This window comes from Allobosea sp. P1_B10 (assembly GCF_056406735.1).
In genome coordinates, this window is record NZ_JBFTZP010000005.1 from 1 (window position 1) to 20,800 (window position 20,800).

A 20,800-nucleotide genomic window follows, 5' to 3' on the forward strand; every position below is an offset into this window, starting at 1 on the left:
CTTCACATATGATAGACAGCGCGCGGCGTTGGAGCGAAAGCTCCAGCGCCGCGTTGCCGTTCAAAGCCCGGCACAAAACCGGCGCCATATCGCGGGGTGGAGCAGCCCGGTAGCTCGTCAGGCTCATAACCTGAAGGTCGTCAGTTCAAATCTGGCCCCCGCAACCAAATCACAAAACACACACTCAAAACCCCCGCCCGGCGAAAGCCCGCGGGGGTTTTGTGCTAAAGGCGCCGTTATCGTCGATGGCCAGCCGCCAGAGTTCTCGCGAAAATCAGTCGCGTTTTCCTCCGTACACGCGGCTCCAAACATATGCCGTCGCAGCACGAGGCGTGCACGCTCGCCAAAGGCGACAATTGTTCGCCGGCGCGCCTGGCGTGGAGGCTGCGGCCTGAACTGAAGCGGACCGCGAGACAGCTATCCCGTTCAGCGTGAGCAAGCGCGCAGGTTCAACTGTACCCGGTTGAGCGGCAACAGGCCGGGGTGCCCCGTCGGCGTCATGTCCGCATGGCTCCCCGAGATCTCCTTCCAGGCATGCTCGCGCCCGGTGGATGGGCGCCGCCTGTAGCTATACTTATCGATGTGAGCGCATTGGCGCGCTCCTCGAAATCCGAAGCGTCGAATTCAGAATTCGCTGGACGATATCAGAGTATCGATCTGTGAATACGGTTGCCTAATCATGGTTGATACGCTTTATTCCGTTACGGCACGTAAGGCATGGAGCGGATCGGTGGCTGAGACCCCATTGACGGATGTGATCCGCTATCTTCGGACCAGCGGTGATAGCGAGGGATTTCAACCCGATCTCAACGCCTACAGGTTCGTCACATTCGACGCCGGGCCCATGAGCCCATCCGAGAAGGCGTTCGCGGAGCTCGCTTTCCTGATGTGGGGGGAGCTCATCGACCAGCCGATCGGCTTCACCTCGGCCGATAGCGCCAATATCACCCTGAACTTCGACACGTCGCTCCCGGAGGGCATCTCCGGCAGGATGCAGATGCGGCCCTGGACCGGCGATCTCCGAGCCGTCCTGGTCAACAGGAACACGTATGCGAGGACGGAGGCCACCGATCTGTTCGACGAGGGCCGCTTTGTCGTCTTCCTCCACGAGATCGGGCACGCTCTCGGGCTTACTCATCCGGGCGCCTATAACGGTGAGGTTGGAGACCCAGACGCGGTCAGCGTCTATCCCGAGGATACGCGCCAGTATTCGCTAATGTCATATCGTGCAGACGTGGAGGGGCTCAGGCAGGGCGATGGCGGGCCGTCGACGCCGCTTCTTCACGATATTGCGGCGATCCAATCGATCTACGGCAAGAATCAGGTCACGCGCCGCGGCGATACGACATACGGCTTCAATTCCAACAATGAGCACTATGTCCGCGGTCTTGTTCTCGATCCCTATGATTTTGCCGAACAGCCGGATGGTTTTTCCTTCGCGATCTATGACACCGGCGGCATCGACACGATCGATGCCAGCCAGTTCCGTGCGAGTACGGCAATCTTCGAGCAGGGCGGACGGTTCCCCCACCAGGTCATCGACCTGCGCGAAGGGCACTTCTCGAGCATCGGCATCAGGTCGGCGGACACGATCCCGATGCTGCTCACGAACAATGTCTCCATCGCCTATGGCGTAACGATCGAGAACGCGATCGGTGGCGGCGGAAACGACACCATCACCGGAAACGACGCCAAGAACCGCCTGGTCGGCAACGATGGCGAAGACTCGCTCTATGGTGGCCGTGGTGACGACGAATTGATCGGCGGGAATGACGACGACAATCTGCGTGGACAGGAGGGCGATGACATTCTCGACGGTGGGGATGGCAGCGACCTGATGATCGGGGGCGGCGGCAACGACATCTTCATCAGCGGGCGAGGCGAGCGCGACATCCTGATGGGGGGCGACGGCTTCGATACCGCGCGCTACCTGGACCCCAATGGGATCAACTACAGGCCAAGCCTGCAGAGCTTCTTCGGCAATTCAACCGGCGACGTCTTCATATCCATCGAGGCGTTCGACCTGACGGATGGGAGGGACACGTTCGAAGGCCGTGAGGAGCGGGATGTCATCTACGGCAATGGCGGCAACGACACCCTGTGGGGTTTTGGCGACGACGACCTGATCGAAGGCGGTTCGGGCGACGACACCATCGATGGCGGTGCGGGTGACGACAATCTCGGTGGAGGCAGCGGCAACGACACTCTGCTGGGTGGATCCGGCAACGACCAGTTGGTGGGCGGTTTCGGCGCGGACCTCATGGAAGGCGGCCAGGGCGGCGACTCGTACTGGGTCGACGATATCGGCGATATCGTTCGGGAGCCGGTCATCACATTCGGTAACTTCGAGCGTGACAGCGTCCTGGCGAGCATCGACTACACACTTCCATCAGGCATCGAGGATCTGGCACTGGCGGGCTTCGGATCGCTGCGTGCGACTGGAAATGCCCTCGGCAACGTATTGACCGGCAATCCGGCGGACAACGTCCTCGACGGTGGCGCCGGTGCCGACACGATGCGGGGCATGCGTGGCAACGACGTCTACATCGTCGACAATGTGGGAGATGTCGTCGACGAGAGCTTTGCTGGCGGTTTTGCGGATGTCGATACCGTTCAGTCCTCGCTCAGTTTCAGCCTCGCCAGCGCCACGGCTGTGCTGGGGGCTGTCGAGAACCTGACACTCACTGGCAGCGCTGCGATCACGGGTACCGGCAATGCACTCGACAACGTACTGACCGGCAACAGCGCCGCGAACACCCTGACCGGCGGGGATGGCGACGACACTCTCATCGGTGGCGGCGGCAATGACAGCCTCAATGGCGGCGCCGACAATGACACCTACGACTACCGGCTCGGAAAGCTGCTTTCAGCCAATCTGGGCAGCGACACGATCACGGATTCAGCGGGTTCGGATCAGTTGCGACTCGATTCGATGTCGCAAGTGCTTGGAGGCAGGCGCAGCGGCGATGACCTGATCCTGACGCTTCAGCAAGCCACGGTCACGATCAAGGGACACTTTAGCAAGGGACAGATCGAAACGCTTCGTGCGGATATCAAGCAGGTCGTGCTTGCGAACGGCCTGATTGGCGGCAACGCATCGGGGATCATTTCGGGCAGTGACGAATCCGAGACGATGGACGGACGCGGTGGCGATGACTTTCTCTATGGAGCCGCGGGGAACGACGTCCTGCTCGGCTCGGAAGGCAACGACCTTCTGCAGGGGGACCACGGCAATGACCTGCTGGCTGGCGGCAGCGGCACGGATACCGCCCGGTTCACGGGGCAGCGCGCCGACTACGACATCACCGTCTCCAACGGGCCGGTGTCGATCAAGGACAGGGTGGCCGACCGTGACGGCAGCGATCACCTGAGCGAAGTCGAGCGGCTCGCTTTCGAGGATGGGACGCTGGCCTTCGACTTCATGGGCGCCACAGGGCAAATCTACGCGCTCTACAAGGCGCTGCTCGGCCGGGATCCCGACGATTCCGGCCTTGGCTATTTCCTGCGTTATCTCGAGCGTGGCGGAACAACCGAGGCAGTCGCGAACGCCATGATCAATGCGAGCGAGATGGCCAAGACCTCGACCTCGAACGCCGAGTTCGTCACGAGGCTGTACCAGACCTGGCTGCACCGCGACCCTGAAAAGGAAGGGTTCGACCATTGGACCGGCCGCCTGGAGAACGCGCAGGGAGAGCGTGGGTCGACGGTGGCTGACTTCCTGGCGTCCCCATTCGTGCTGCAGCAAGCAACGCTGTTCGCGCCGGGCGACGGAATCTGGCTTGTCTGAGCCGTCCGGATCCCAACGGCTGTCTACGGACAGTGTTGGGGAACCGCCTGATGTCGCCGAACAAGCCCGCCTGGCCGCGACGCGCTAGGCCCTGAACTTGACTGCTCTCGCTTCAATCGCTCGATGTCGAGGTGCGGAACTTCATAGGGACAGGCTGAAGAAGGGCCCACTTGGAACCGGAGCTTCCTTTACGCAGCGAGGGGGATCGAAGCGCGCAGATCTCCGGGCCGTTGAAGACGTTGGGCTGCCGAAAACTGCTGAAAGAAAGAGTTGGTGCCCCTGGCCGGAATCGAACCAGCACTCCTTGCGGAACTCGATTTTGAGTCGAGCGCGTCTACCAATTCCGCCACAGGGGCCCCTTGCGGGCGGCCGGACTATAGCGAACCGCGATCCCGGGTCAATCGGGCAGCCGCAATGTTTCGGCGTTGAGCGCAACGTAACGCGAAAGCCGCTGCCGCCGGGAAAAATGCGAAGCCGTTCGCTCCCGCATGGACGGGCGAGGCGCGGCCGATTACAGCACCTGACATGATCAAGCGCCTCTATGAATGGACGATGTCCCTCGCCGCCCGGCCGCGGGCCGAACGCTGGCTCGCCATCGTCGCCTTCGTGGAGAGTTCGTTCTTCCTGATCCCGGCCGATGTGCTGTTCGTGCCGATGGCGCTGGCCCGGCCCGCGCGGGCCTATCGCTTCGCGCTGGTGGCGACCGTGTTCTCGACCCTTGGCGGCATCGCCGGCTATGCCATCGGCTACTATGCCTTCGAGGCACTGGCGCGTCCGGTGCTGGCCTTCTACGGCAAACTCGGTGCTTTCGAGACTTTGCGCGCCTGCGCCGGTCCCGATACGACGCTCATCCTGCTCACGACATCGGGCCTGGCCCATCTGCCGCCGATCAAGGTGGTCACGATCCTGGCCGGCGCCGTCCATATCGGGCTTGGCTTCTTCATCCTCTCCTGCGTGCTGGCGCGGGGCGCGCGCTTCTTTGCGCTCGCCTTCCTGCTGCGCCGCTATGGCGAGACGATCCGCCATTTCATCGAGCGTCGCCTGAAAGTGATCGCGGTCGTCGCGGCCGCTGCACTGATTCTGCTTTATTTCGGCCTCAAGCTGGTAGCAGGTTCCGGACAGATCCTGTCCTGCTGAGCGCTGAGCCATGACATCCTCGACACTCGATCCGGGCCCGCTTTCCGGCCGCACGGTGACATCGACCCGTCTGATCCTATGGATCGGGCTGGGCTGCCTCGCCTTGATCGCCGGAGCCTGGTTCTTCGAGCTGGTGTGGGGGCTGAGGCCGTGCAAGCTCTGCCTGGAGCAGCGCCTGCCGCATTATGCAGCCATCGGCCTTGCCGCGGCGGGGCTGGTCCTGGCGCGCTCGGTGCGGCTGCGATGGCTTGTCCTGCTGGGGCTGGCTGCGCTCATGGCCTGGAGCACCGGCCTCGGGATCTATCATTCTGGTGTCGAATGGGGCTGGTTTGCCGGGCCCAGCGACTGCGGTGGCCGTGCTGCGCCGGTGGCGGCGGGCGTGCAGGACTTCATGAAGCAGCTGGAGACGACGCGGGTCGTCTCGTGCACGGAGGCCGCCTGGCGCCTGCTGGGCCTGTCGCTCGCCGGCTGGAACGCGATCGCATCGCTCGGGCTGCTGATGCTCGCGCTGTTCGGGTTGACGCGCCGGGCTTGAGCCCGACGCCGTCGGAGCGTCGCACAAAGCCATCTGACTTGCGCAGTACGGCTTTCAGAACCTGACGAAGCCCTCGCGAAATGTCCACGTAACGGGATCGAGAGGGTGGACCGGACGGATCGCGCTGAAAGGCAGGTCCTGCGGCCTGAAGGCTGTCATGCCGGCGGTGTCGACCGTCACAGGCGTCGCCGATTTCGCGAAGGACAGCTTGTAGTGATTGGCGGAGCGCGCCACCACGGCCTTCTGCGATGAGACCGGCAGGCCCACAGCCTCGTAGAAGGCGGGGTCATGGACATTGGGAACGAGCGACGTGACCACGACACTCAGGGCCCCTGAGGCCAGTACGGCGTAGTCGCCGAAATCGGCCTCTACGCCAGCCATGTAGGGGCCCTCATTCACGAAGCGCGCGCGCCCGAGCCGCCTCACACGCCATTTTGCCTGCAGTGGCTGGAGCACTGTGTTGACGCTTGCGCCAATGGCGAGGTCCAGTTCGCTGCCGAGGCCTGCGGCTTGCGCGGCGGCCACGGCCTGGGGATCGTAGACTGCGGTCGCGACTGCAAGATCTGGGAAGCGCTCCAGCGCCACCCGCGCGATCTCGACGGAATCGCCGGGGCCGGCACCGAGCACACGGTCCCCCTGATCGCCGAGGACATAGGGGCGTTCGGCATTGCGGGCCGCCTCCAGCGTCTCGGCGACGCCCGGAAGGACCTCCGTAAAGCGATCGCGGGCGTCCCAGAGGGCCTCGGCCAGCGCCTGCGAGGCAGCCTCGCCGATGCCGCTGCCATCGTCATAGGCAAGAACCGCCTGCCCGGCACGGGGACCGTCGATGAAGGGGTGGATGTTGAAGATCGAGAGGTCGATGAGCCCAGGCCTGGCGCGCCATTCATCGGCCCGGGAGCAGAGCGTCCGCATAGGCTCGGCGGAAGTCTCGTCGCTGCCGCGCAGCAGGAAGGGGATGAAGGTGACCATGCCGCGAGGGGCAGGGCTGCCCTCCAGAAGCTTGTCCAGCAACGCCATCGCGCGCTCGCCGGTCTCGACCATGTCGGCATGGGGCTGGGTCCGGTAACCCGTGATGATCGTGGCGTTGCGGGCCATCCGCTCGGTGAAATAGGCGTGCAGGTCGAGCGCGACGCTGATCGGCATGGCGGGGCCGACGGCCTCCCTCAACCGCTCGAGCAGCTCCCCTTCGGTGTCGACGCAACGCTGAGCGATCGTCGCGCCGTGCAACTCCAGGCAGATGCCGCCGAAGCCGCCCTCGCGTGCCTTCGCCACGAATTCCGCGAGGATCTCCTCGAACAGCTCCTGTGCCACCGGTCCGCCGGGGCGCGCCCTTGCGCCGATGATCGGCAGGCATTCGTAGCCGAGCCTGTCGGCGGCCCTGACGATGCCGCTGAAGGCCGTCTGCGACTGACGGGCCTGGTCGAGAAGGTCCTGACCGCGCAGGAGTGAGAACTCTTCGCGATCGGTGATCATCGGGTTGAAGGAGTGGCCCTCGTGCCAGAGCTGGCCGACGAGAATGCGACGGTTGGATGTCATGGGCCCTCGATCTCGTTTGCGTGTCTCGCCCTGGAGGGTGTCGTACCCGGGGCCGAAGCCTTATCCTGCCGCCGCGATGTCCAGCGGCCGTACCGGCGTCCGGTGCCCGCTCTCCTCATGCTTGCTCCAGTAGGCCTGCTTCAGGCGCAGCGTCATCGGGCCCGGCCGGTCGTTGCCGAGGATGCGATGCCCGATCCGCGCCGCCGGTATGACCCCGCCCGCCGTCGATGCCAGGAAGACCTCGTCGGCCTCGTCGAGCGTCGCGCGGTGGATCGGTGCCACGGTCGCATCGATGCCGAGTTCGGCGCACAACTCCAGAACGGTCTGCCGCGTGATCCCGTGCAGGCTGCCGCGGTCGGGCGTGACGACCCGGCCATCCCTGACGACGAAGACGTTGAAGCCGGGGCCCTCGGTCAGGAAGCCCTCGGAATCACACAGCACCGCTGTGTCGAAGCCGGCGTCATGTGCTTCGAGCAGTCCCGAGGTCAGGTCGTTCCATTGGTAGTTTTTCACGGTCGGATCCACGGAGGCGTCAGGCACGCGCGGGTTCGAGGCGAGCCAGACATGCGCGCCGCGCTCCTGCACATCCCGGGGCACGATATCGACCCAGGGCACCGCGTAGGCGATGAGGTGGTTCTCGCAGTCGACCGGACGGCGGGAGCCCGCGATCTTCGGCTTTCCCCGCGAGGCGACCATCGCGACATAGGAATCCGCGAGGCCGGCCAGCGCAACGCAGCGGTGAAGGATGGATTCGATCGCGGCCCGGTCCTCCGGTGGCCTGATGCGACGCTTCGCCATCGAGGCCTCGAAGCGGTCGAGATGATCCCCGAGGCGAAAGAAGCTGCCATCGAAGACATGGACGACGTCGTACACGACATCCGAGCGCGTAAAACCCCAATCCGTGACTGGCAGCGTCGCCTGCGCGATCGGGACGAATTGGCCCCTCACATAAGCCGCACCGTCTGCATAGCTCGAGTTGCTCATCGCTGACCTCCGGAACAGGCCCTGCTCGGCGCAGGCCTATGACCGATCGATGGCAGGATAGGCGATCGATCCTCGCCTGGGCCATGCCGATCTTGCCGGCAGGGCATTCCGTCTACGCCCTAGGACCGTCCTCGCGAGCTTGCGACACATGGGGCGAGCCGAAGATCGTCGTGATCGGGCGAGGAGAGATCTGATGACGCAAGCATCGACCGTCGTGGCCATCGGCGAACCCGATACGGCTCTTGCAGTGCCCGCGCTTCAGGTGCTGTGGCCGCGATATTCGGCCGAGGAGATGTGCCGCTTCATCGATGGCACGCTTCGGCCCAACGGCTACCACCTCGTCGGCATCATTCCCCCTGGAAGCTCGCAGGCGGCGGCCGTCCTGGGTTATCGCCTGCAGCATTCGCTCTGGCTCGGGAGGTCGCTTTACATCGTGGATGTCGCGACCTTGCCTGAGTGGCGCGGCAAGGGGTTCGCCGACCAGCTTGCGGTGTGGAGCGAGGCCGAGGCGCTGAAGCTCGGCTGCGATGCCATCCACCTCGATTCAGGTGTCGGCGTCGAGCGCAGCGCGGCGCACCGTCTCTACATGCGGCATCACTACCGGATCGCGTGCCACCACTTCGCCAAGCAGCTCCGCTGAGGCGCTGGATCAGCCCGTCTTGCGCGTGAACTGAAACAGGCTGAAGCCGTAGGCCAGTGTCAGGACAAGGCCGCAGGCAAAGGCGTGGTCGGCGAACAGCCCGACGAGAAAGGTGCAGATCACTCCACTCGCCATCTGGCTGAAGCCGTATATGCCGGCGGCCGAGCCCGATTGCCTGCCGGCCTGGCCGAGCGCCCTAGCCATCGCCGTTGGGCTCAGTCCACCGGAACAGAACAGAACGATGCAGCTCATGGCGATGACGGCTGCCGGCGTCAGCAGGCCCGCCAGCGCGCCCGTCATGAAGACGAGCCCGGTCAGCGCCGCAACGCTGGCGAAGAAAACCAGAGACTTTCGAGCGTCTACCCGCCCCGCCAGCCGCCGTGCTGTGAGGGATCCGAATGCGGCCGCGACGAGCGTGGCGCTGACCCAGTATCCGACGACGCGGACATCCAGCCCCATATCCGTGTGCAGGATGAACGGCGCCGAGACGAAATAGGCGTAGCTGCCTGTCGAGCCGAACGAGCCGCCGAGTGTCGGTGTGAGAAACCGGCGGTTGCGGATCAGCGATGCAAAGTCGCCGGCAGCGGACCTGAGGCTCAGATTGCCGCTCGGACGGGACGTCTCGGGCAGGCCCTTGAGCGACAACAGGATTGCGACCGCCGCCATCCCCGCAAGCGCCGCGAAGATCGCCCGCCAGCCGAACCATTCCGAGATATTCGCACCGATCACAGGGGCGGCGCCTGGCCCGACCAGCATGATCAGGTTGAGAAGGGCGAGGCTCCGCGCCGCGCTCGCGCCGCGGGCGGTATCGGCCACGATCGCCCGCGTCAGCGCCAATCCGCCTGCGCCGCCCAGCGCCTGGATCAGCCGCGCGCCGATCAGCAACTGGATGTCGGGGGCGAAATGCGCCGCGACCGAGCCGACCAGGTAGATGGTGAGTGCGCCCAGGACTGTGGGGCGCCGCCCGATGGCGTCGGAAATCGGACCATAGATCAACTGCCCGATCGCCAGACCGAGAATGTAGACGGTGATGGTCAGCTGGATGGTCTGGCTGTCGGTGTGGAGGGCCGCCGCCGCTTGCGGAAGCGCTGGAACGAAGATGTGCATTGCCAGCGTGCCGCTGAAGGCAATCAGCACCAGCAGGCCCAAGGGCACATGCCTGGGCGGATCGACATCCGGGATTGCGGCTGGGTCGGACATAGTGCGTTGAAGGGTCGTCTCGGAGCGGGTCACGTTGCGGGTCGCCAGGCGAGGTGCTGCCGGTTGGAGACAGCACGCGGCGGATGAAGCCGGCTCAATCAGGAACCGGGAATCCGTTCAGCGATCTTCTTCAGGACGGCGCGTGCCGCAGCCAGCTCGGCTTCGGTGACCTCTGCCAGGAACTGGCGCTCGATCGCGATGCCCTTCTCGATGATGATGCGGGCCCATTTTTGGCCCTCCTCGGTGATCGAGATGCATTTCGTCCGCTTGTCCTCAGGGTCCTTGACCCAGTTGACCAGGCCGCGCTTGCGCAGGAGATCGAGCACACGCACCAGCGAGGAGGGATCCAGGCCGATCCTGGCTGCGAGGTCCTTCTGCCGCATCGGAGCCTTGTGCTCGAACAGCGCGATGATCGGCGTGCGGGTCGCGTCGGTGAAGCCGACAGCCTTGAACTCCTCGTCGACATAGCGTCGCCACTGCCGGAAGACGCTGCCGATCAGATGCCCGAAGCGCTCGGCGGGTGCCGCAGTTTCAGAGCCGTCCCGCGGCCGATCCGGCAAGATACATGACATGCAAAGTATCTAGCCACGGTCCCCAGGGATTGCAACGTTCTGCTGCGGGCGGCAGGTGCCCGAAACGAAAACGGCCCCGCATCACTGCGGGGCCGCCTTCCATCGGGAGCTGACTGAGAGCTCGACCGCAGGATGCCGCAAGTCTGACCAGGCAGGCCAGCGCGAGCAGCCCGATTGCCTTAGGCCATTGCGACCGCCGCGGCCAGTGCGGCGAGCAGGAGAGGTAGTCCGGCGCCCGAGCGCATGCGCGATTGCGCAGATATTCCTCAGAATAGTGGTCGCTCAGCCGCGACAGTAATCCAAACGCCCCGATGCCAGCGGTTGATGCCGCATCGCAATAAGCGTCTAATTAATGAGTGCCAAATGGCATGTAATTCTGGAGGTGCTTGAATTTACATATGTATTATATTCATATTTAAAATAGTTGGGTAAGTATCCTGATTTTGGTTTTTCTTGAGTGTCTCAAATTCGAATTCTCGTCCCAGATGATTGCCGACCTCGCATTGGTTGTGTGCCTTCAGTGGAAACAATGTGCCTATGTTCATCGATGCGCGCAGCCTCCCCAACGCAACCAACCTGGATGCCGATCTTTGCATCATCGGGGCCGGCGCCGCAGGTATAACCCTCGCGCTCCAGTTCATCGACCGGTCGACGAAGGTGGTCGTCCTCGAGGCCGGTGGCCTGAAGTCGGACGCGGTCACGCAGTCGCTCTATGCAGGGGAGGTGATCGGCCTGCCTTGCGTGCGGCCGGACCTGAGCCGAAGCCGTTTTTTCGGGGGCAGCACGAATTGCTGGGGTGGCTGGTGCAGGCCGCTCGATGAAATCGACATGCTGGAGAGGCCGTGGATTCCCAACAGCGGCTGGCCGATCACCCGCGAGGACCTCCAGCCCTATTACGAGAAGTCCCATTACCTCCTGAAACTCGGCGCTTTCAACTACGATCAATCGAGTTGGGTCGACGAACTCGCTTCAAGCCAGGTGACGTTCTTCCCCCTCACCGACAGTTCTATCGACAACACGGTCTGCCTGCTGAGCCCGCCGGCGCGCTTCGGGGTGCTCTATCGGGAGCGGCTCAAGAATGCCGCGAATATCCGCGTGATCCTGAACGCGAACGTCACCGAGCTTCACACGGACGAGGCCGCCTCGACCGTGACGAGCATCGACGTCGCCACGCTGTCGGGCAACCGCTTATCGATTTCGCCGCGCGCGACGGTGCTGTGCTCCGGCGGGATCGAGAACGCACGCCTGCTGCTGGCGTCGAACCGGGTGCAAAAGGCCGGGCTCGGCAATGGTCGTGACGTGGTCGGGCGCTATTTCATGGACCATCCGAGCACGCGCATGGGCGTCGCGCGCCTGCGCGACCAGAGGCACCACCGTCGCCTCTACGACAATTCCCTCGCGCTCACGCGCCGCCGCGTGAACCTGCCGCATATCCGGGTTGCCGCGCACCTTGCGCCGACGGAGGGCACGCAACGGCAATTGTCGCTTGCGAATTCGCGCACCTACCTGATGGCGCGATACTTCCATTCGGTCTCGCAGTCCTACCAGCGCCTGAAGGCGATCCGCCAGAGCATCCGGAACGGAGCGCGGTTCGGGCTCCAGATGAAGGAGGTCGTGGGACAGACGCTTGCTGCCCTGCCGGGCCTGCTGCTGGCCGCCCCGCAACTGGCCGTGGCGCTTCTGGACAACCGCTTCAATCCCGACTTCGTCACGCGCGACTTCCAGATCGAGACGATCATCGAGCCGATACCGAACCCCGACAGCCGGATCATGCTGTCAGACAGGCGCGACGAACTGGGTGTGCGCAAGGTTCGTGTCGACTGGCGGCTGACCGAGCAGGACAAGCGGAATTTCGAGGACACGCACGACCTGGTGGTGTCGGAACTCGAGAAACGCGGCGCGGTTCTGGTTGCCGACAAGGAGGCCCATGTCGCCGCCCGCTGGCCGGAGACCGTCGAGGGGTGCTGGCATCACATGGGCACGACCCGGATGCATCTCGACCCCGGCAAGGGCGTCGTCGATGCCCAATGCAAGGTCCATGGCGTCGACAATCTGTTCATCGCGGGAAGCTCGGTGTTTCCCACCGGCGGGAGCGATACGCCCACGATCACCATCGTCGCCCTGGCGCTGAGGCTGGCCGAGAGGCTGCAGGCAGAGCTCAGGTAGACTGCGCCCGGTGCCGCCCATGGATCAGCGGGCGGGAAAACCTCACGGCTCCAGCTCGGAGTCCCAGTAGAGATAGTCCAGCCAGCTCTCGTGCAGATAGTTCGGCGGGAACAGCTTTCCGTTGCGGTGGAGGTCGTTGACCGTCGGAGCGTAGGGCTTTTGCGCCGGGATCATGTCGACCGCAGCCGGCATCTTGTCGCCCTTGCGCAAATTGCAGGGCGAGCAGGCGGCGACGACGTTTTCCCAGGTCGTGAGGCCGCCCTTCGAGCGCGGGATGACATGGTCGAAGGTGAGGTCGTCGCGGGCGGTGCAGTACTGGCAGGCAAAGCGGTCGCGCAGGAAGACGTTGAACCGGGTGAAGGCCGGGGTCCGCGACGGCTTGATATAGGTCTTGAGCGAGACGACGGAGGGCAGCTTCATGTCGAAGCTCGGGCTGCGCACGACGGTGTCGTATTCCGATACGATGTTCACGCGGTCCATGAAGACCGCTTTGATCGTGTCCTGCCAGCTCCAGAGCGAAAGAGGATAATAGCTCAGCGGCCGGAAATCGGCATTGAGCACCAAGGCCGGACAACCGTCCGGCGACGCCATCGGATGCATTACATGCGCCGTCACGCCATCGCACCTCCGCTGATCGGAGCGGGACGAATCCCGCTACCCGATCAATGTAAGCGCGAGACGACAGGAATGTGAAGGGGACGCGGCATCATGGCAGCCGAAAGAGAGACGGCCAGCCAGGGGCCGACCATCTCTCGCAGAATGCGATGTCTGGGATTGCCCGGCAGGAGCCGGGCGCGACGTGCGATCAGCGCGTCGGGACGGGCTTTTCGCCGCGATAATCGTAGAAGCCGCGCTTGGTCTTGCGACCGAGCCAGCCGGCCTCGACATATTTCACAAGCAGCGGGCAAGGGCGGTATTTCGAATCCGCCAGGCCGTCATGGAGCACCTGCATCACCGAAAGGCAGGTATCGAGGCCGATGAAGTCCGCGAGCTGGAGCGGGCCCATCGGGTGATTGGCGCCGAGCTTCATCGCCGTGTCGATCGCGTCGACCGAGCCGACGCCCTCATAGAGCGTGTAGACGGCCTCGTTGATCATCGGCAGCAGGATGCGGTTGACGATGAAGGCGGGGAAATCCTCGGAGACCGAGACGGTCTTGTGGAGCTTTCCGACGAAATCCTTGGCGAGCTCGAATGTCTGGTCGTCGGTGGCGATGCCGCGGATCAGCTCGACGAGCTGCATCAACGGCACGGGGTTCATGAAATGGATGCCGATGAAGCGCTCGGGGCGATCGGTCGCCGCTGCGAGCCTCGTGATCGAGATCGACGAGGTGTTGGAGGCCAGGATCGCGTCGGGCTTGATGTGCTGGCAGGCGGCGGTGAAGATCTTGCGCTTGATCTCCTCGCTCTCGGTCGCGGCCTCGATCACGAGGTCGCACTCCTTGAGCCCGTCGAGGGTCGGGGCGGCGGTGATCAGGGCCATGGCGTTGCGGCGGATCTCGTCGCCGATCGCGCCCTTCGAGACCTGGCGGGCCATGTTGCCGTCGATGGTGGCGAGAGCCGCCTTGATCCGATCCTCGGCGAGGTCATGCAGCTTGACCTCGAACCCGGCCACGGCCGCGACATGGGCGATACCATTGCCCATTTGGCCTGCGCCGATGATGCCGATCGTCCTGATCGCCTGGTCCGACATAATTTGATCCATCCTTAGGGCGCACCGCTCGACTGTCAGAAGCGATGCGGGCCGCCCGAAAAGGCGGCCCGGTTGTCACGGGGTATCCGGTTTGGCCTACTTGCCGAGTTTGGCGAGTTCGGCGTCGAGTTCCGGCATGATGGTGAAGAGGTCGCCGACGAGGCCGTAATCCGCGATCTGGAAGATCGGGGCTTCCTCGTCCTTGTTGATGGCGACGATGACCTTCGAGTCCTTCATGCCGGCGAGATGCTGGATCGCGCCCGAGATGCCGACCGCGACGTAGAGATCAGGCGCCACGACCTTGCCGGTCTGGCCGACCTGCCAGTCGTTGGGGGCGTAGCCGGCATCGACCGCGGCGCGCGAGGCGCCCATGGCCGCGCCGAGACGGTCGGCGACGGGCTCGATGACCTTGGCGAAGTTCTCCGACGAGGCCAGCGCGCGGCCGCCCGAGACGATGATCTTGGCCGAGGCGAGCTCGGGACGGTCGGACTTGGCGACTTCCTCGCCCTTGAAGCTCGACAGCCCGGCATTGCCGGAGGCCGTAACGGCCTCGACCGGGGCCGAGGCGCTGCCGTCGCCGGCGGCGGCGAAGGAGGCGCCGCGAATGGTCAGGACCTTCTTGGCCTCGCCGCTCTGAACGGTCTGGATGGCGTTGCCGGCATAGATCGGACGCTCGAAGGTGTCGGCCGAGACGATCTTGGTGACTTCCGAGACCTGCATCACGTCGAGCATCGCGGCGACGCGCGGCATCACGTTCTTGCCGGTGGTGGTGCCGGGCGCGACGATCGCGTCATAGGGGCCAGCGAGCGCGACGATGAGGTCGGCGAGCGGCTCGGCCAGGCGGTGCTCATAGGCCGCATCGTCGGCGAGCAGCACCTTCTCCACGCCGTCGAGCTTGGCTGCGGCATCGGCCACGGCCTTGGCGTTGTGGCCGGCGACGAGGACGTGCACGGGGGCACCGAGCGCCTTGGCGGCGGTCAGGGCCTTGCGGGTGGCCTCGTTGAGCGAGACGTTGTCGTGTTTGGCGAGAAGCAGCGTCGTCATGATCAGAGAACTCCTGCTTCGTTCTTGAGCTTGGATACGAGTTCGGCAACCGAGCCGACCTTGACGCCGGCCGAGCGGCCTGCCGGTTCCGTCGTCTTCAAAACCTTCAGCCGCGGGCTGACATCGACACCCAGCGCTTCGGCGGTGGTCTCGTCGAGCTGCTTCTTCTTCGCCTTCATGATGTTGGGCAGCGAGGCATAGCGCGGCTCGTTCAGGCGCAGATCGGTGGTGACGATCGCCGGCAGCTTCAGGCCGACCGTCTGCAGGCCGCCATCGACCTCGCGGGTGACATCAATCGAACCGTCGCCGACCACGACCTTGGAAGCGAAGGTGCCCTGCGGCCAGCCCAGCAACGCCGCCAGCATCTGGCCGGTCTGGTTGCAATCATCGTCGATCGCCTGCTTGCCGAGAATGACCAGCTGCGGGCTCTCCTGCTCGACCAGCTTCTTGAGGAGCTTGGCAACAGCCAGCGGCTCGACGACGCCGTCGACCTTGACCAGGATGCCGCGATCGGCGCCCATGGCGAGACCCGTGCGGATCGTCTCGGCGGCCTGCTGCGGGCCGATCGAGACCACGACGACCTCGGTCGCCTTGCCGGCTTCCTTCAGGCGCAGAGCCTCTTCGACCGCGATCTCGTCAAAGGGGTTCATCGACATCTTGACGTTGGCGAGCTCGACGCCCGACCCATCCGCCTTCACCCGGATCTTCACATTGTAGTCCACAACCCGCTTGACGGGCACAAGGATCTTCATCGTCAATTTCACCGTTTACGGAAAGATATCAGCAAGGCCGCGCCGTGCTCATAGGCTGGAAGACGGCATCACGGCTCTCGGCTGGAATGCGGAGGGACCGTAACGACGCCCGTTTGCGCTTGTCAACGCCGTGAAAGTCGCGGGGCGCTTGGCAATCACCATCAGGCCACCCGTCCAAACAGCGTCACACCGCGATGGATGAAGATCGGGGTCAGGGCCGCACCGGCGGCAAGGCCGCCGAGATGGGCCCACCAGCCGACATGCCCAGCCGGATCCAGGAAGGCCGAGACGATCTGGAACAGGATCCACGCGCCCAGTGCATAAAGCACCGTGATGCGCAGCGGGATCCAGTTGAAGGCCAGGCCCCAGATCCTGACGCGGGGATAAAGCATCAGATAGGAGGCGATGACGCCCGACACCGCGCCCGACGCGCCGATCAGGGGCTGGTCGGAGGTCGGGTTCATCAGGGCATGTGCCATCGAGCCCGCCAGCCCGCAGAGGAAGAAAAACACCAGGAAGCGCGCATGGCCCATTGCGTCCTCGACGTTGTCCCCGAAGACCCAGAGGAACAGCATGTTGCCGACCAGATGCGCCAGCCCGGCATGAAGCAGAACGTTACTGAAAACCGTCAGCCAAGGCGGTAGCTGCATCAGCTCCTCGGGCAGGCGGGCGGTGCCGAACAGGACCGATGGAATCAGGCCGAAGCCGGCTGCGATCGCGATCTGCGCCTGTTCGGTCTCTCGCAGGGAGAGGACCAGGAAAATGCCGATGCACGTGCAAATCAGCGCATAGGTGACATAGGGCGCGCGCATGAAACGCAGCGGAACCCCATCATGCAGCGGCACGAACATTGGCGGATCTCGTCAGGGCAGGGTGGATCTCGACGCGTCGTAGCCCGGTTCTAGCGGTTTTGTCCCGGCACCCACAGCACATCCCCCCGCGCACTAGCATTGAGGTGGCGCGAGGCGACGAAAAGGAAGTCCGAGAGGCGGTTGATGTATTTCAGTGCGGGGGCAGAGACGATCTCTCCCGGCGTGGCGGCAAGCGCGACCATCAGGCGCTCGGCGCGGCGACTGACCGTGCGGGCCAGATGAAGATGCGTCGCTGCGGGCGTGCCGCCGGGCAGAACGAAGGAGCGCAGCGGCGGCAAGCTGGCGTTGAGCGTGTCGATGCCGGCCTCGATGCGGTCGACCTGGCTCTGGACGATGCGCAGCGGCTCGAAGGCCAGCGGCTGACCGTCATCGGGCGCCGAGAGGTCGGCGCCGAGGTCGAAGAGGTCGTTGCTGATCGCGCCAAGCATCGCGTCGAGCGCCGGGTCCTCGGTAGCGGCGTGGAGGCGGGCCAGGCCTATGCAGGCATTGGTCTCGTCGACCGTGCCATAGGCTTCGACCCGGAGATCGGATTTTGAGCGGCGGGGCCCCGAAGTCAGGCCCGTCGTGCCGTCGTCACCGGTGCGTGTGTAGATGCGGTTGAGCTTGACCATGCCGCTTTATAGCGCGGCGCAGCGCTAGCGAAAGCGTTTCGCGTGTGGCCGTGTCAGAAGCTGTAGCCGAGCTTCGCGCCGAAATTGGCGGGGCCGCGCGGCTTGTCGCGGTCGGAGCAGCCGAGCGGGCTGAAATGCTCGAGCGTCGCGACCAGGCTCCAGCGATCGTTCAGCCGGACGCCGAGCGCCGCAGCCTCGCGCGAACCGGTGTTGCAACCGACATTCAGGCGGTTCTCGGGGATCACGCCACCGGTCTTGCCGTCATTGAGCGCGGCGCCGAGGCTTGCCTCGACGAAGACGGCCTTGCTGAGATCGACGGTCCAAGTGGCGCCGGCATAGGCGTAGCGCGTGCCGTTGAAGTTGGCGCTGGCGCCGAGATGGAAGCGCGGCACGAAGGCAGCGCTGAAGCGGTTGTCCAGGGTCACGGCGCGAGGGCTGATCATCTCTCCGCTGAAATTCAGCAACCCGCTCTCGCGCCCGCCGGGGTTGGCTGCGGTGAGGCCGAGGCGCGCTTCCCAGGATGGAATCGGGGTGCTGGTCGCCGGTGCGTAGCTCGATACGCTTGCCGGGAGCTGTGGCGATTGCGCCCAGGCGGGCGACACGGCCAGCATTCCAGCAAGGATGAACAACGCGACGCGACCCATGGGCGACTTATCTTCTTGTCGGCGGAACCAGCGTTAGGAAAGCACATAGACCCGTGTCGGGAATATGGCAAAACCGCGGCAAATTGCCTGTATCGCGGGCGTTGGTTTCCGTAAAACCGTTGTGTATCAGTGGTTTGAACGGTGAGGGGTCGAGAGGTCGCATCCCTCCAGTCGGCTGTGGAGATCAGCCGTTGCGCCACCAGAGGACCAGCAGAATCACGATGATCGCGACGAACTGCAGGACCACGCGCAGGCGCATCAGGTTTTGCGAGGTGCTGGGGCTGCCGCCACGCAACATGTTGAACAGGCCCAGCAGCAGGACGATTGCAACGGCGCCGACCGCGATCGGAACGAGGGAACCAGAGAAGCTCATGGCACTGACTTAACGCGCGGTGCGGCGCTTGGCCAGTGAAACGGCGGCACGCCAAGGGTGGTGTTCAGCGATAGCGCCGCTGAACGATCAGATGCGCGGCCACCGTGAGCAGGATCGTCGCGGTCATCAGGATGAACGAGATCGCGCCGCCGAACGGCCAGTTGTTCTGCTGGGCGAACTGGCCATAGACCAGCGGCCCCATCATCTGGAATTTCGGGCCGCCCAGCAGCACCGGGGTGGCATAGGCGTTCATCGCCAGGATGAAGGTCAGGATCGTGCCGGCGAGGATGCCCGGCAGCGCCAGCGGCCAGAGCACGCGCCGGAACATCGCTGAGGGGCCCGCGCCGAGGCTGAAGGCGGCCTCCTCGACATTGCGCGGTATGCCCTCGATCACGCTCTGCAGCGTCAGCACCATGAAGGGCAGGTTGACCGCGACGATTCCGATCAGCACCGCGTTCTCGGTGAACATGATCTCAAACGGCTGGTCGATCAGCCCCAGCCCCATTAGGGAGGCGTTGAAGGCGCCCTTGTTGCCGAAGGCCGTCATCCAGCCCGCCGCGCGCACCGCATTGCCGACGAAGAGCGGCAGCACGACCAGCATGATCATCAGGTTCTTGAAGCGGCTTTCCATGCGGGCCAGCACATAGGCCAGCGGAAAGCCGAGGATCAGGCATGAAACCGTGCAGATCACCGCTACGCGGACGGTGCGCAGGAGCACGTTGAGATAATAGCTGTCGGTGAAGAACTTGACGTAGTTCTCGATCGTCAGCCCGTCGACCATGAACTGGCCGGGAATGAACTGGTTCAGCGAATAGCGGAACAGGATCGCGATCGGGCCGAGCAGCCCGATCGCGACGAAGATGGTCGCGGGCACGACGAGCGTACCGGCCAGGCCGGTGCGCGCGCCTGCAATCGCTTCGGGGGCGGCTGTGCTCAATGGCCTTCTCCGTCATGGCCGGGCTTGTCCCGGCCATCCACCTCCTGGACGCCTGCCGGGGCAGGGTCCGAGATCGAAACACAGCGAGCGCGGCGGAAGGCGGCCAAAAGCCCGCCATCCGCGCCGAAAGACACGGCTGGCCGGGGCAGATTCGGCCATGACGGCAGAGCCCGGATGTGCATGCCCATCGCGCCCGCTGCGACCGTCACGCCTTGAAGACCTTGTCCCACCACTCCTTCATTGCCGAGTCCTGCTTGGCGAGGAAGGCGTAGTCGAGGTCGCGGATGGTCTTTTCCTCGTCCGGGGTGAAGCCGATACGCTTCTGCAAAGCGGGATCGACGCTCAGGCCGGTGACGGTGCCGTTATAACCCATGTCGACGGCGAAGGCCTCCTGCGCCGACTTCTCGAGCATGGCGTTCATATAGGCGTAGGCATTTTCCTTGTTGGGCGCGTTCTTCTGGATCACGAAGCCCGAGACATAGGCCGGGATGCCCTCGACCGGCGAGACAGCCTCGCATGGGATGCCGGCGTTCTGCCACTGGACGACGCGCGCCTTCCAGATCGCGCTGATGCCGACCTCTTCGTTCTTCATCGCCGCGGCGAAGGCCTCGTTGGTCGGGTAGACGCGGGCGCCGGCCTTCTTGACCGCCATCAGCACCTCCTTGGCCTTGTCCATGTCGTTCATGTCCTTGCCGCCGGTCGCTGCCATGGAGGCGGCGATCATGATGGCCTGGTACTGAATGTCGATGAAGCCGATCTTGTTGCCGTGCTTGGGGTCGAGCCAGTCCTTGAAGCCCTTGGGCGCCGGATTGATGATCTTGGGATTATAGATCACCACGTTGCCGGAGTAGATGTGCCCGATGCCATACGGATATTTCATCGTCGGCAGCAGGTTCTTGGCATTGGGAATCTTCGAGTAGTCGAGCGTCTCGACCACGCCGGCCTCGTTCATCTCGAACATGTTCGAGGAGGACAGGCCCTGCACGTCGACGGTGCCGCGCGGCAGACGGCGCTCGGCCACCATCTTGGCGCGGCGCGGTGCGTCGCCGGCCTGGTCCTGCACGATCTCGAGGCCCTTGGGCTTCAGGATGGGCTCGTCGATGTTCTTGTTGAGCAGCCGGGCATAGTCGCCGCCCCAGGTGCCGATCACGACCTTGCCGCCCGATTGGGCGAAGGCCGGAAGGTTCAGGCCGGTCGCCAGTGCGGCAGCGCCGGCACCTTTGAGCAGGTCGCGCCTGTCGAATGTCGTCATCGTGGTAACTCCCCTTTTGGACGCCTGACGAGATTTGAGCTCATGATCCCGGCCGAAAAACGGATGGA

The 20,800-nt window shown here is 64.3% G+C and carries 19 protein-coding genes and 2 tRNA genes; 6 read left to right on the forward strand and 15 right to left on the reverse strand.

All coding sequences use genetic code 11. The features are described 5' to 3' along the window. The first annotated feature begins 90 nt into the window (after positions 1-90). Positions 91-167 (forward strand) — tRNA-Met (locus AC1D2L_RS12905). A gap of 512 nt (positions 168-679) precedes the next feature. Continuing rightward, complete coding sequence (locus AC1D2L_RS12910) at positions 680-3,787, forward strand: DUF4214 domain-containing protein (protein WP_476846283.1); 3,108 nt, start codon at positions 680-682, stop codon at positions 3,785-3,787. A 271-nt stretch (positions 3,788-4,058) separates the two neighbouring features. On the opposite strand, the gene AC1D2L_RS12915 is transcribed toward AC1D2L_RS12910, so the two are convergent. Next, positions 4,059-4,143, reverse strand: a tRNA-Leu gene (locus tag AC1D2L_RS12915). A gap of 169 nt (positions 4,144-4,312) precedes the next feature. Between AC1D2L_RS12915 and AC1D2L_RS12920 the strand changes: the two genes are divergently transcribed. Then, positions 4,313-4,924: a YqaA family protein gene (locus tag AC1D2L_RS12920; protein WP_476846284.1), complete on the forward strand. Its 612-nt coding sequence runs from the start codon at positions 4,313-4,315 to the stop codon at positions 4,922-4,924. A 10-nt stretch (positions 4,925-4,934) separates the two neighbouring features. Then, the gene (locus AC1D2L_RS12925) at positions 4,935-5,459 is read left to right on the forward strand and encodes a disulfide bond formation protein B (RefSeq protein ID WP_476846285.1); all 525 of its coding nucleotides are present in this window, start codon (positions 4,935-4,937) and stop codon (positions 5,457-5,459) included. 54 nt (positions 5,460-5,513) lie between these two features. Here AC1D2L_RS12925 and AC1D2L_RS12930 read toward each other — a convergent pair whose 3' ends face one another. Then, positions 5,514-6,995 carry a M81 family metallopeptidase gene (locus AC1D2L_RS12930; protein ID WP_476846286.1) on the reverse strand — a complete coding sequence of 494 codons (1,482 nt, stop codon included), beginning with the start codon at positions 6,993-6,995 and terminating at the stop codon, positions 5,514-5,516. A gap of 60 nt (positions 6,996-7,055) precedes the next feature. Next, positions 7,056-7,979 carry an aminotransferase class IV gene (locus AC1D2L_RS12935; RefSeq protein WP_476846287.1) on the reverse strand — a complete coding sequence of 308 codons (924 nt, stop codon included), beginning with the start codon at positions 7,977-7,979 and terminating at the stop codon, positions 7,056-7,058. 193 nt (positions 7,980-8,172) lie between these two features. Between AC1D2L_RS12935 and AC1D2L_RS12940 the strand changes: the two genes are divergently transcribed. After that, positions 8,173-8,619: a GNAT family N-acetyltransferase gene (locus AC1D2L_RS12940; RefSeq protein WP_476846288.1), complete on the forward strand. Its 447-nt coding sequence runs from the start codon at positions 8,173-8,175 to the stop codon at positions 8,617-8,619. A 9-nt stretch (positions 8,620-8,628) separates the two neighbouring features. Here the strand turns inward: AC1D2L_RS12940 and AC1D2L_RS12945 are convergent, their stop codons facing one another. Further along, positions 8,629-9,852: a Bcr/CflA family efflux MFS transporter gene (locus AC1D2L_RS12945; RefSeq protein ID WP_476846289.1), complete on the reverse strand. Its 1,224-nt coding sequence runs from the start codon at positions 9,850-9,852 to the stop codon at positions 8,629-8,631. A 65-nt stretch (positions 9,853-9,917) separates the two neighbouring features. Further along, a complete protein-coding gene (locus AC1D2L_RS12950; protein WP_476846290.1) occupies positions 9,918-10,391 on the reverse strand; it encodes a MarR family winged helix-turn-helix transcriptional regulator in 474 nt (157 codons plus the stop codon). Positions 10,392-10,928: 537 nt separating this feature from the next. On the opposite strand from AC1D2L_RS12950, the gene AC1D2L_RS12955 reads away from it, so the two are divergent. Further along, complete coding sequence (locus AC1D2L_RS12955; RefSeq protein ID WP_476846573.1) at positions 10,929-12,557, forward strand: GMC oxidoreductase; 1,629 nt, start codon at positions 10,929-10,931, stop codon at positions 12,555-12,557. A 42-nt stretch (positions 12,558-12,599) separates the two neighbouring features. Here the strand turns inward: AC1D2L_RS12955 and AC1D2L_RS12960 are convergent, their stop codons facing one another. The 10 genes from AC1D2L_RS12960 to AC1D2L_RS13005 form a co-directional block, all read right to left on the reverse strand. After that, positions 12,600-13,157, reverse strand: coding sequence for an HNH endonuclease (locus tag AC1D2L_RS12960; protein WP_476846574.1), 558 nt, complete (start codon positions 13,155-13,157; stop codon positions 12,600-12,602). A gap of 205 nt (positions 13,158-13,362) precedes the next feature. Next, positions 13,363-14,247 carry a 3-hydroxybutyryl-CoA dehydrogenase gene (locus AC1D2L_RS12965; RefSeq protein WP_476846291.1) on the reverse strand — a complete coding sequence of 295 codons (885 nt, stop codon included), beginning with the start codon at positions 14,245-14,247 and terminating at the stop codon, positions 13,363-13,365. A 96-nt stretch (positions 14,248-14,343) separates the two neighbouring features. Further along, entirely contained in the window at positions 14,344-15,291 is a 948-nt protein-coding gene (locus tag AC1D2L_RS12970) for an electron transfer flavoprotein subunit alpha/FixB family protein (RefSeq protein ID WP_476846292.1), read from the reverse strand. 2 nt (positions 15,292-15,293) lie between these two features. Continuing rightward, on the reverse strand, positions 15,294-16,043 hold the full coding sequence (locus AC1D2L_RS12975) for an electron transfer flavoprotein subunit beta/FixA family protein (protein ID WP_476846293.1): 750 nt from the start codon (positions 16,041-16,043) through the stop codon (positions 15,294-15,296). 161 nt (positions 16,044-16,204) lie between these two features. Then, positions 16,205-16,894: a rhomboid family intramembrane serine protease gene (locus AC1D2L_RS12980; protein WP_476846294.1), complete on the reverse strand. Its 690-nt coding sequence runs from the start codon at positions 16,892-16,894 to the stop codon at positions 16,205-16,207. A 50-nt stretch (positions 16,895-16,944) separates the two neighbouring features. Beyond that, a complete protein-coding gene (locus AC1D2L_RS12985; RefSeq protein WP_476846295.1) occupies positions 16,945-17,526 on the reverse strand; it encodes a cob(I)yrinic acid a,c-diamide adenosyltransferase in 582 nt (193 codons plus the stop codon). A 53-nt stretch (positions 17,527-17,579) separates the two neighbouring features. Continuing rightward, positions 17,580-18,170 carry an acyloxyacyl hydrolase gene (locus AC1D2L_RS12990; RefSeq protein ID WP_476846296.1) on the reverse strand — a complete coding sequence of 197 codons (591 nt, stop codon included), beginning with the start codon at positions 18,168-18,170 and terminating at the stop codon, positions 17,580-17,582. Positions 18,171-18,354: 184 nt separating this feature from the next. Next, positions 18,355-18,543, reverse strand: a complete 189-nt coding sequence (locus tag AC1D2L_RS12995; protein ID WP_476846297.1) for a twin transmembrane helix small protein — start codon at positions 18,541-18,543, stop codon at positions 18,355-18,357. Between the two features lie 64 nt (positions 18,544-18,607). Further along, positions 18,608-19,480 carry an ABC transporter permease gene (locus tag AC1D2L_RS13000; RefSeq protein WP_476846298.1) on the reverse strand — a complete coding sequence of 291 codons (873 nt, stop codon included), beginning with the start codon at positions 19,478-19,480 and terminating at the stop codon, positions 18,608-18,610. Between the two features lie 205 nt (positions 19,481-19,685). Continuing rightward, complete coding sequence (locus tag AC1D2L_RS13005; protein WP_476846299.1) at positions 19,686-20,732, reverse strand: ABC transporter substrate-binding protein; 1,047 nt, start codon at positions 20,730-20,732, stop codon at positions 19,686-19,688. Between the last annotated feature and the right edge of the window lie 68 nt (positions 20,733-20,800).

Coding starts and splice junctions, on each gene's coding strand:
- AC1D2L_RS12975 (WP_476846293.1), bottom strand. CDS start 16,043: ATGAAGATCCTTGTGCCCGTCAAGCGGGTTGTGGACTACAATGTGAAG.
- AC1D2L_RS12960 (WP_476846574.1), bottom strand. CDS start 13,157: ATGCATCCGATGGCGTCGCCGGACGGTTGTCCGGCCTTGGTGCTCAAT.
- AC1D2L_RS12920 (WP_476846284.1), top strand. CDS start 4,313: ATGATCAAGCGCCTCTATGAATGGACGATGTCCCTCGCCGCCCGGCCG.
- AC1D2L_RS12995 (WP_476846297.1), bottom strand. CDS start 18,543: ATGAGCTTCTCTGGTTCCCTCGTTCCGATCGCGGTCGGCGCCGTTGCA.
- AC1D2L_RS12965 (WP_476846291.1), bottom strand. CDS start 14,247: ATGTCGGACCAGGCGATCAGGACGATCGGCATCATCGGCGCAGGCCAA.
- AC1D2L_RS12955 (WP_476846573.1), top strand. CDS start 10,929: ATGTTCATCGATGCGCGCAGCCTCCCCAACGCAACCAACCTGGATGCC.
- AC1D2L_RS12930 (WP_476846286.1), bottom strand. CDS start 6,995: ATGACATCCAACCGTCGCATTCTCGTCGGCCAGCTCTGGCACGAGGGC.
- AC1D2L_RS13005 (WP_476846299.1), bottom strand. CDS start 20,732: ATGACGACATTCGACAGGCGCGACCTGCTCAAAGGTGCCGGCGCTGCC.
- AC1D2L_RS12990 (WP_476846296.1), bottom strand. CDS start 18,170: ATGGGTCGCGTCGCGTTGTTCATCCTTGCTGGAATGCTGGCCGTGTCG.
- AC1D2L_RS12935 (WP_476846287.1), bottom strand. CDS start 7,979: ATGAGCAACTCGAGCTATGCAGACGGTGCGGCTTATGTGAGGGGCCAA.
- AC1D2L_RS12980 (WP_476846294.1), bottom strand. CDS start 16,894: ATGTTCGTGCCGCTGCATGATGGGGTTCCGCTGCGTTTCATGCGCGCG.
- AC1D2L_RS12970 (WP_476846292.1), bottom strand. CDS start 15,291: ATGACGACGCTGCTTCTCGCCAAACACGACAACGTCTCGCTCAACGAG.
- AC1D2L_RS12985 (WP_476846295.1), bottom strand. CDS start 17,526: ATGGTCAAGCTCAACCGCATCTACACACGCACCGGTGACGACGGCACG.
- AC1D2L_RS12925 (WP_476846285.1), top strand. CDS start 4,935: ATGACATCCTCGACACTCGATCCGGGCCCGCTTTCCGGCCGCACGGTG.
- AC1D2L_RS12950 (WP_476846290.1), bottom strand. CDS start 10,391: ATGTCATGTATCTTGCCGGATCGGCCGCGGGACGGCTCTGAAACTGCG.
- AC1D2L_RS12940 (WP_476846288.1), top strand. CDS start 8,173: ATGACGCAAGCATCGACCGTCGTGGCCATCGGCGAACCCGATACGGCT.
- AC1D2L_RS12910 (WP_476846283.1), top strand. CDS start 680: ATGGTTGATACGCTTTATTCCGTTACGGCACGTAAGGCATGGAGCGGA.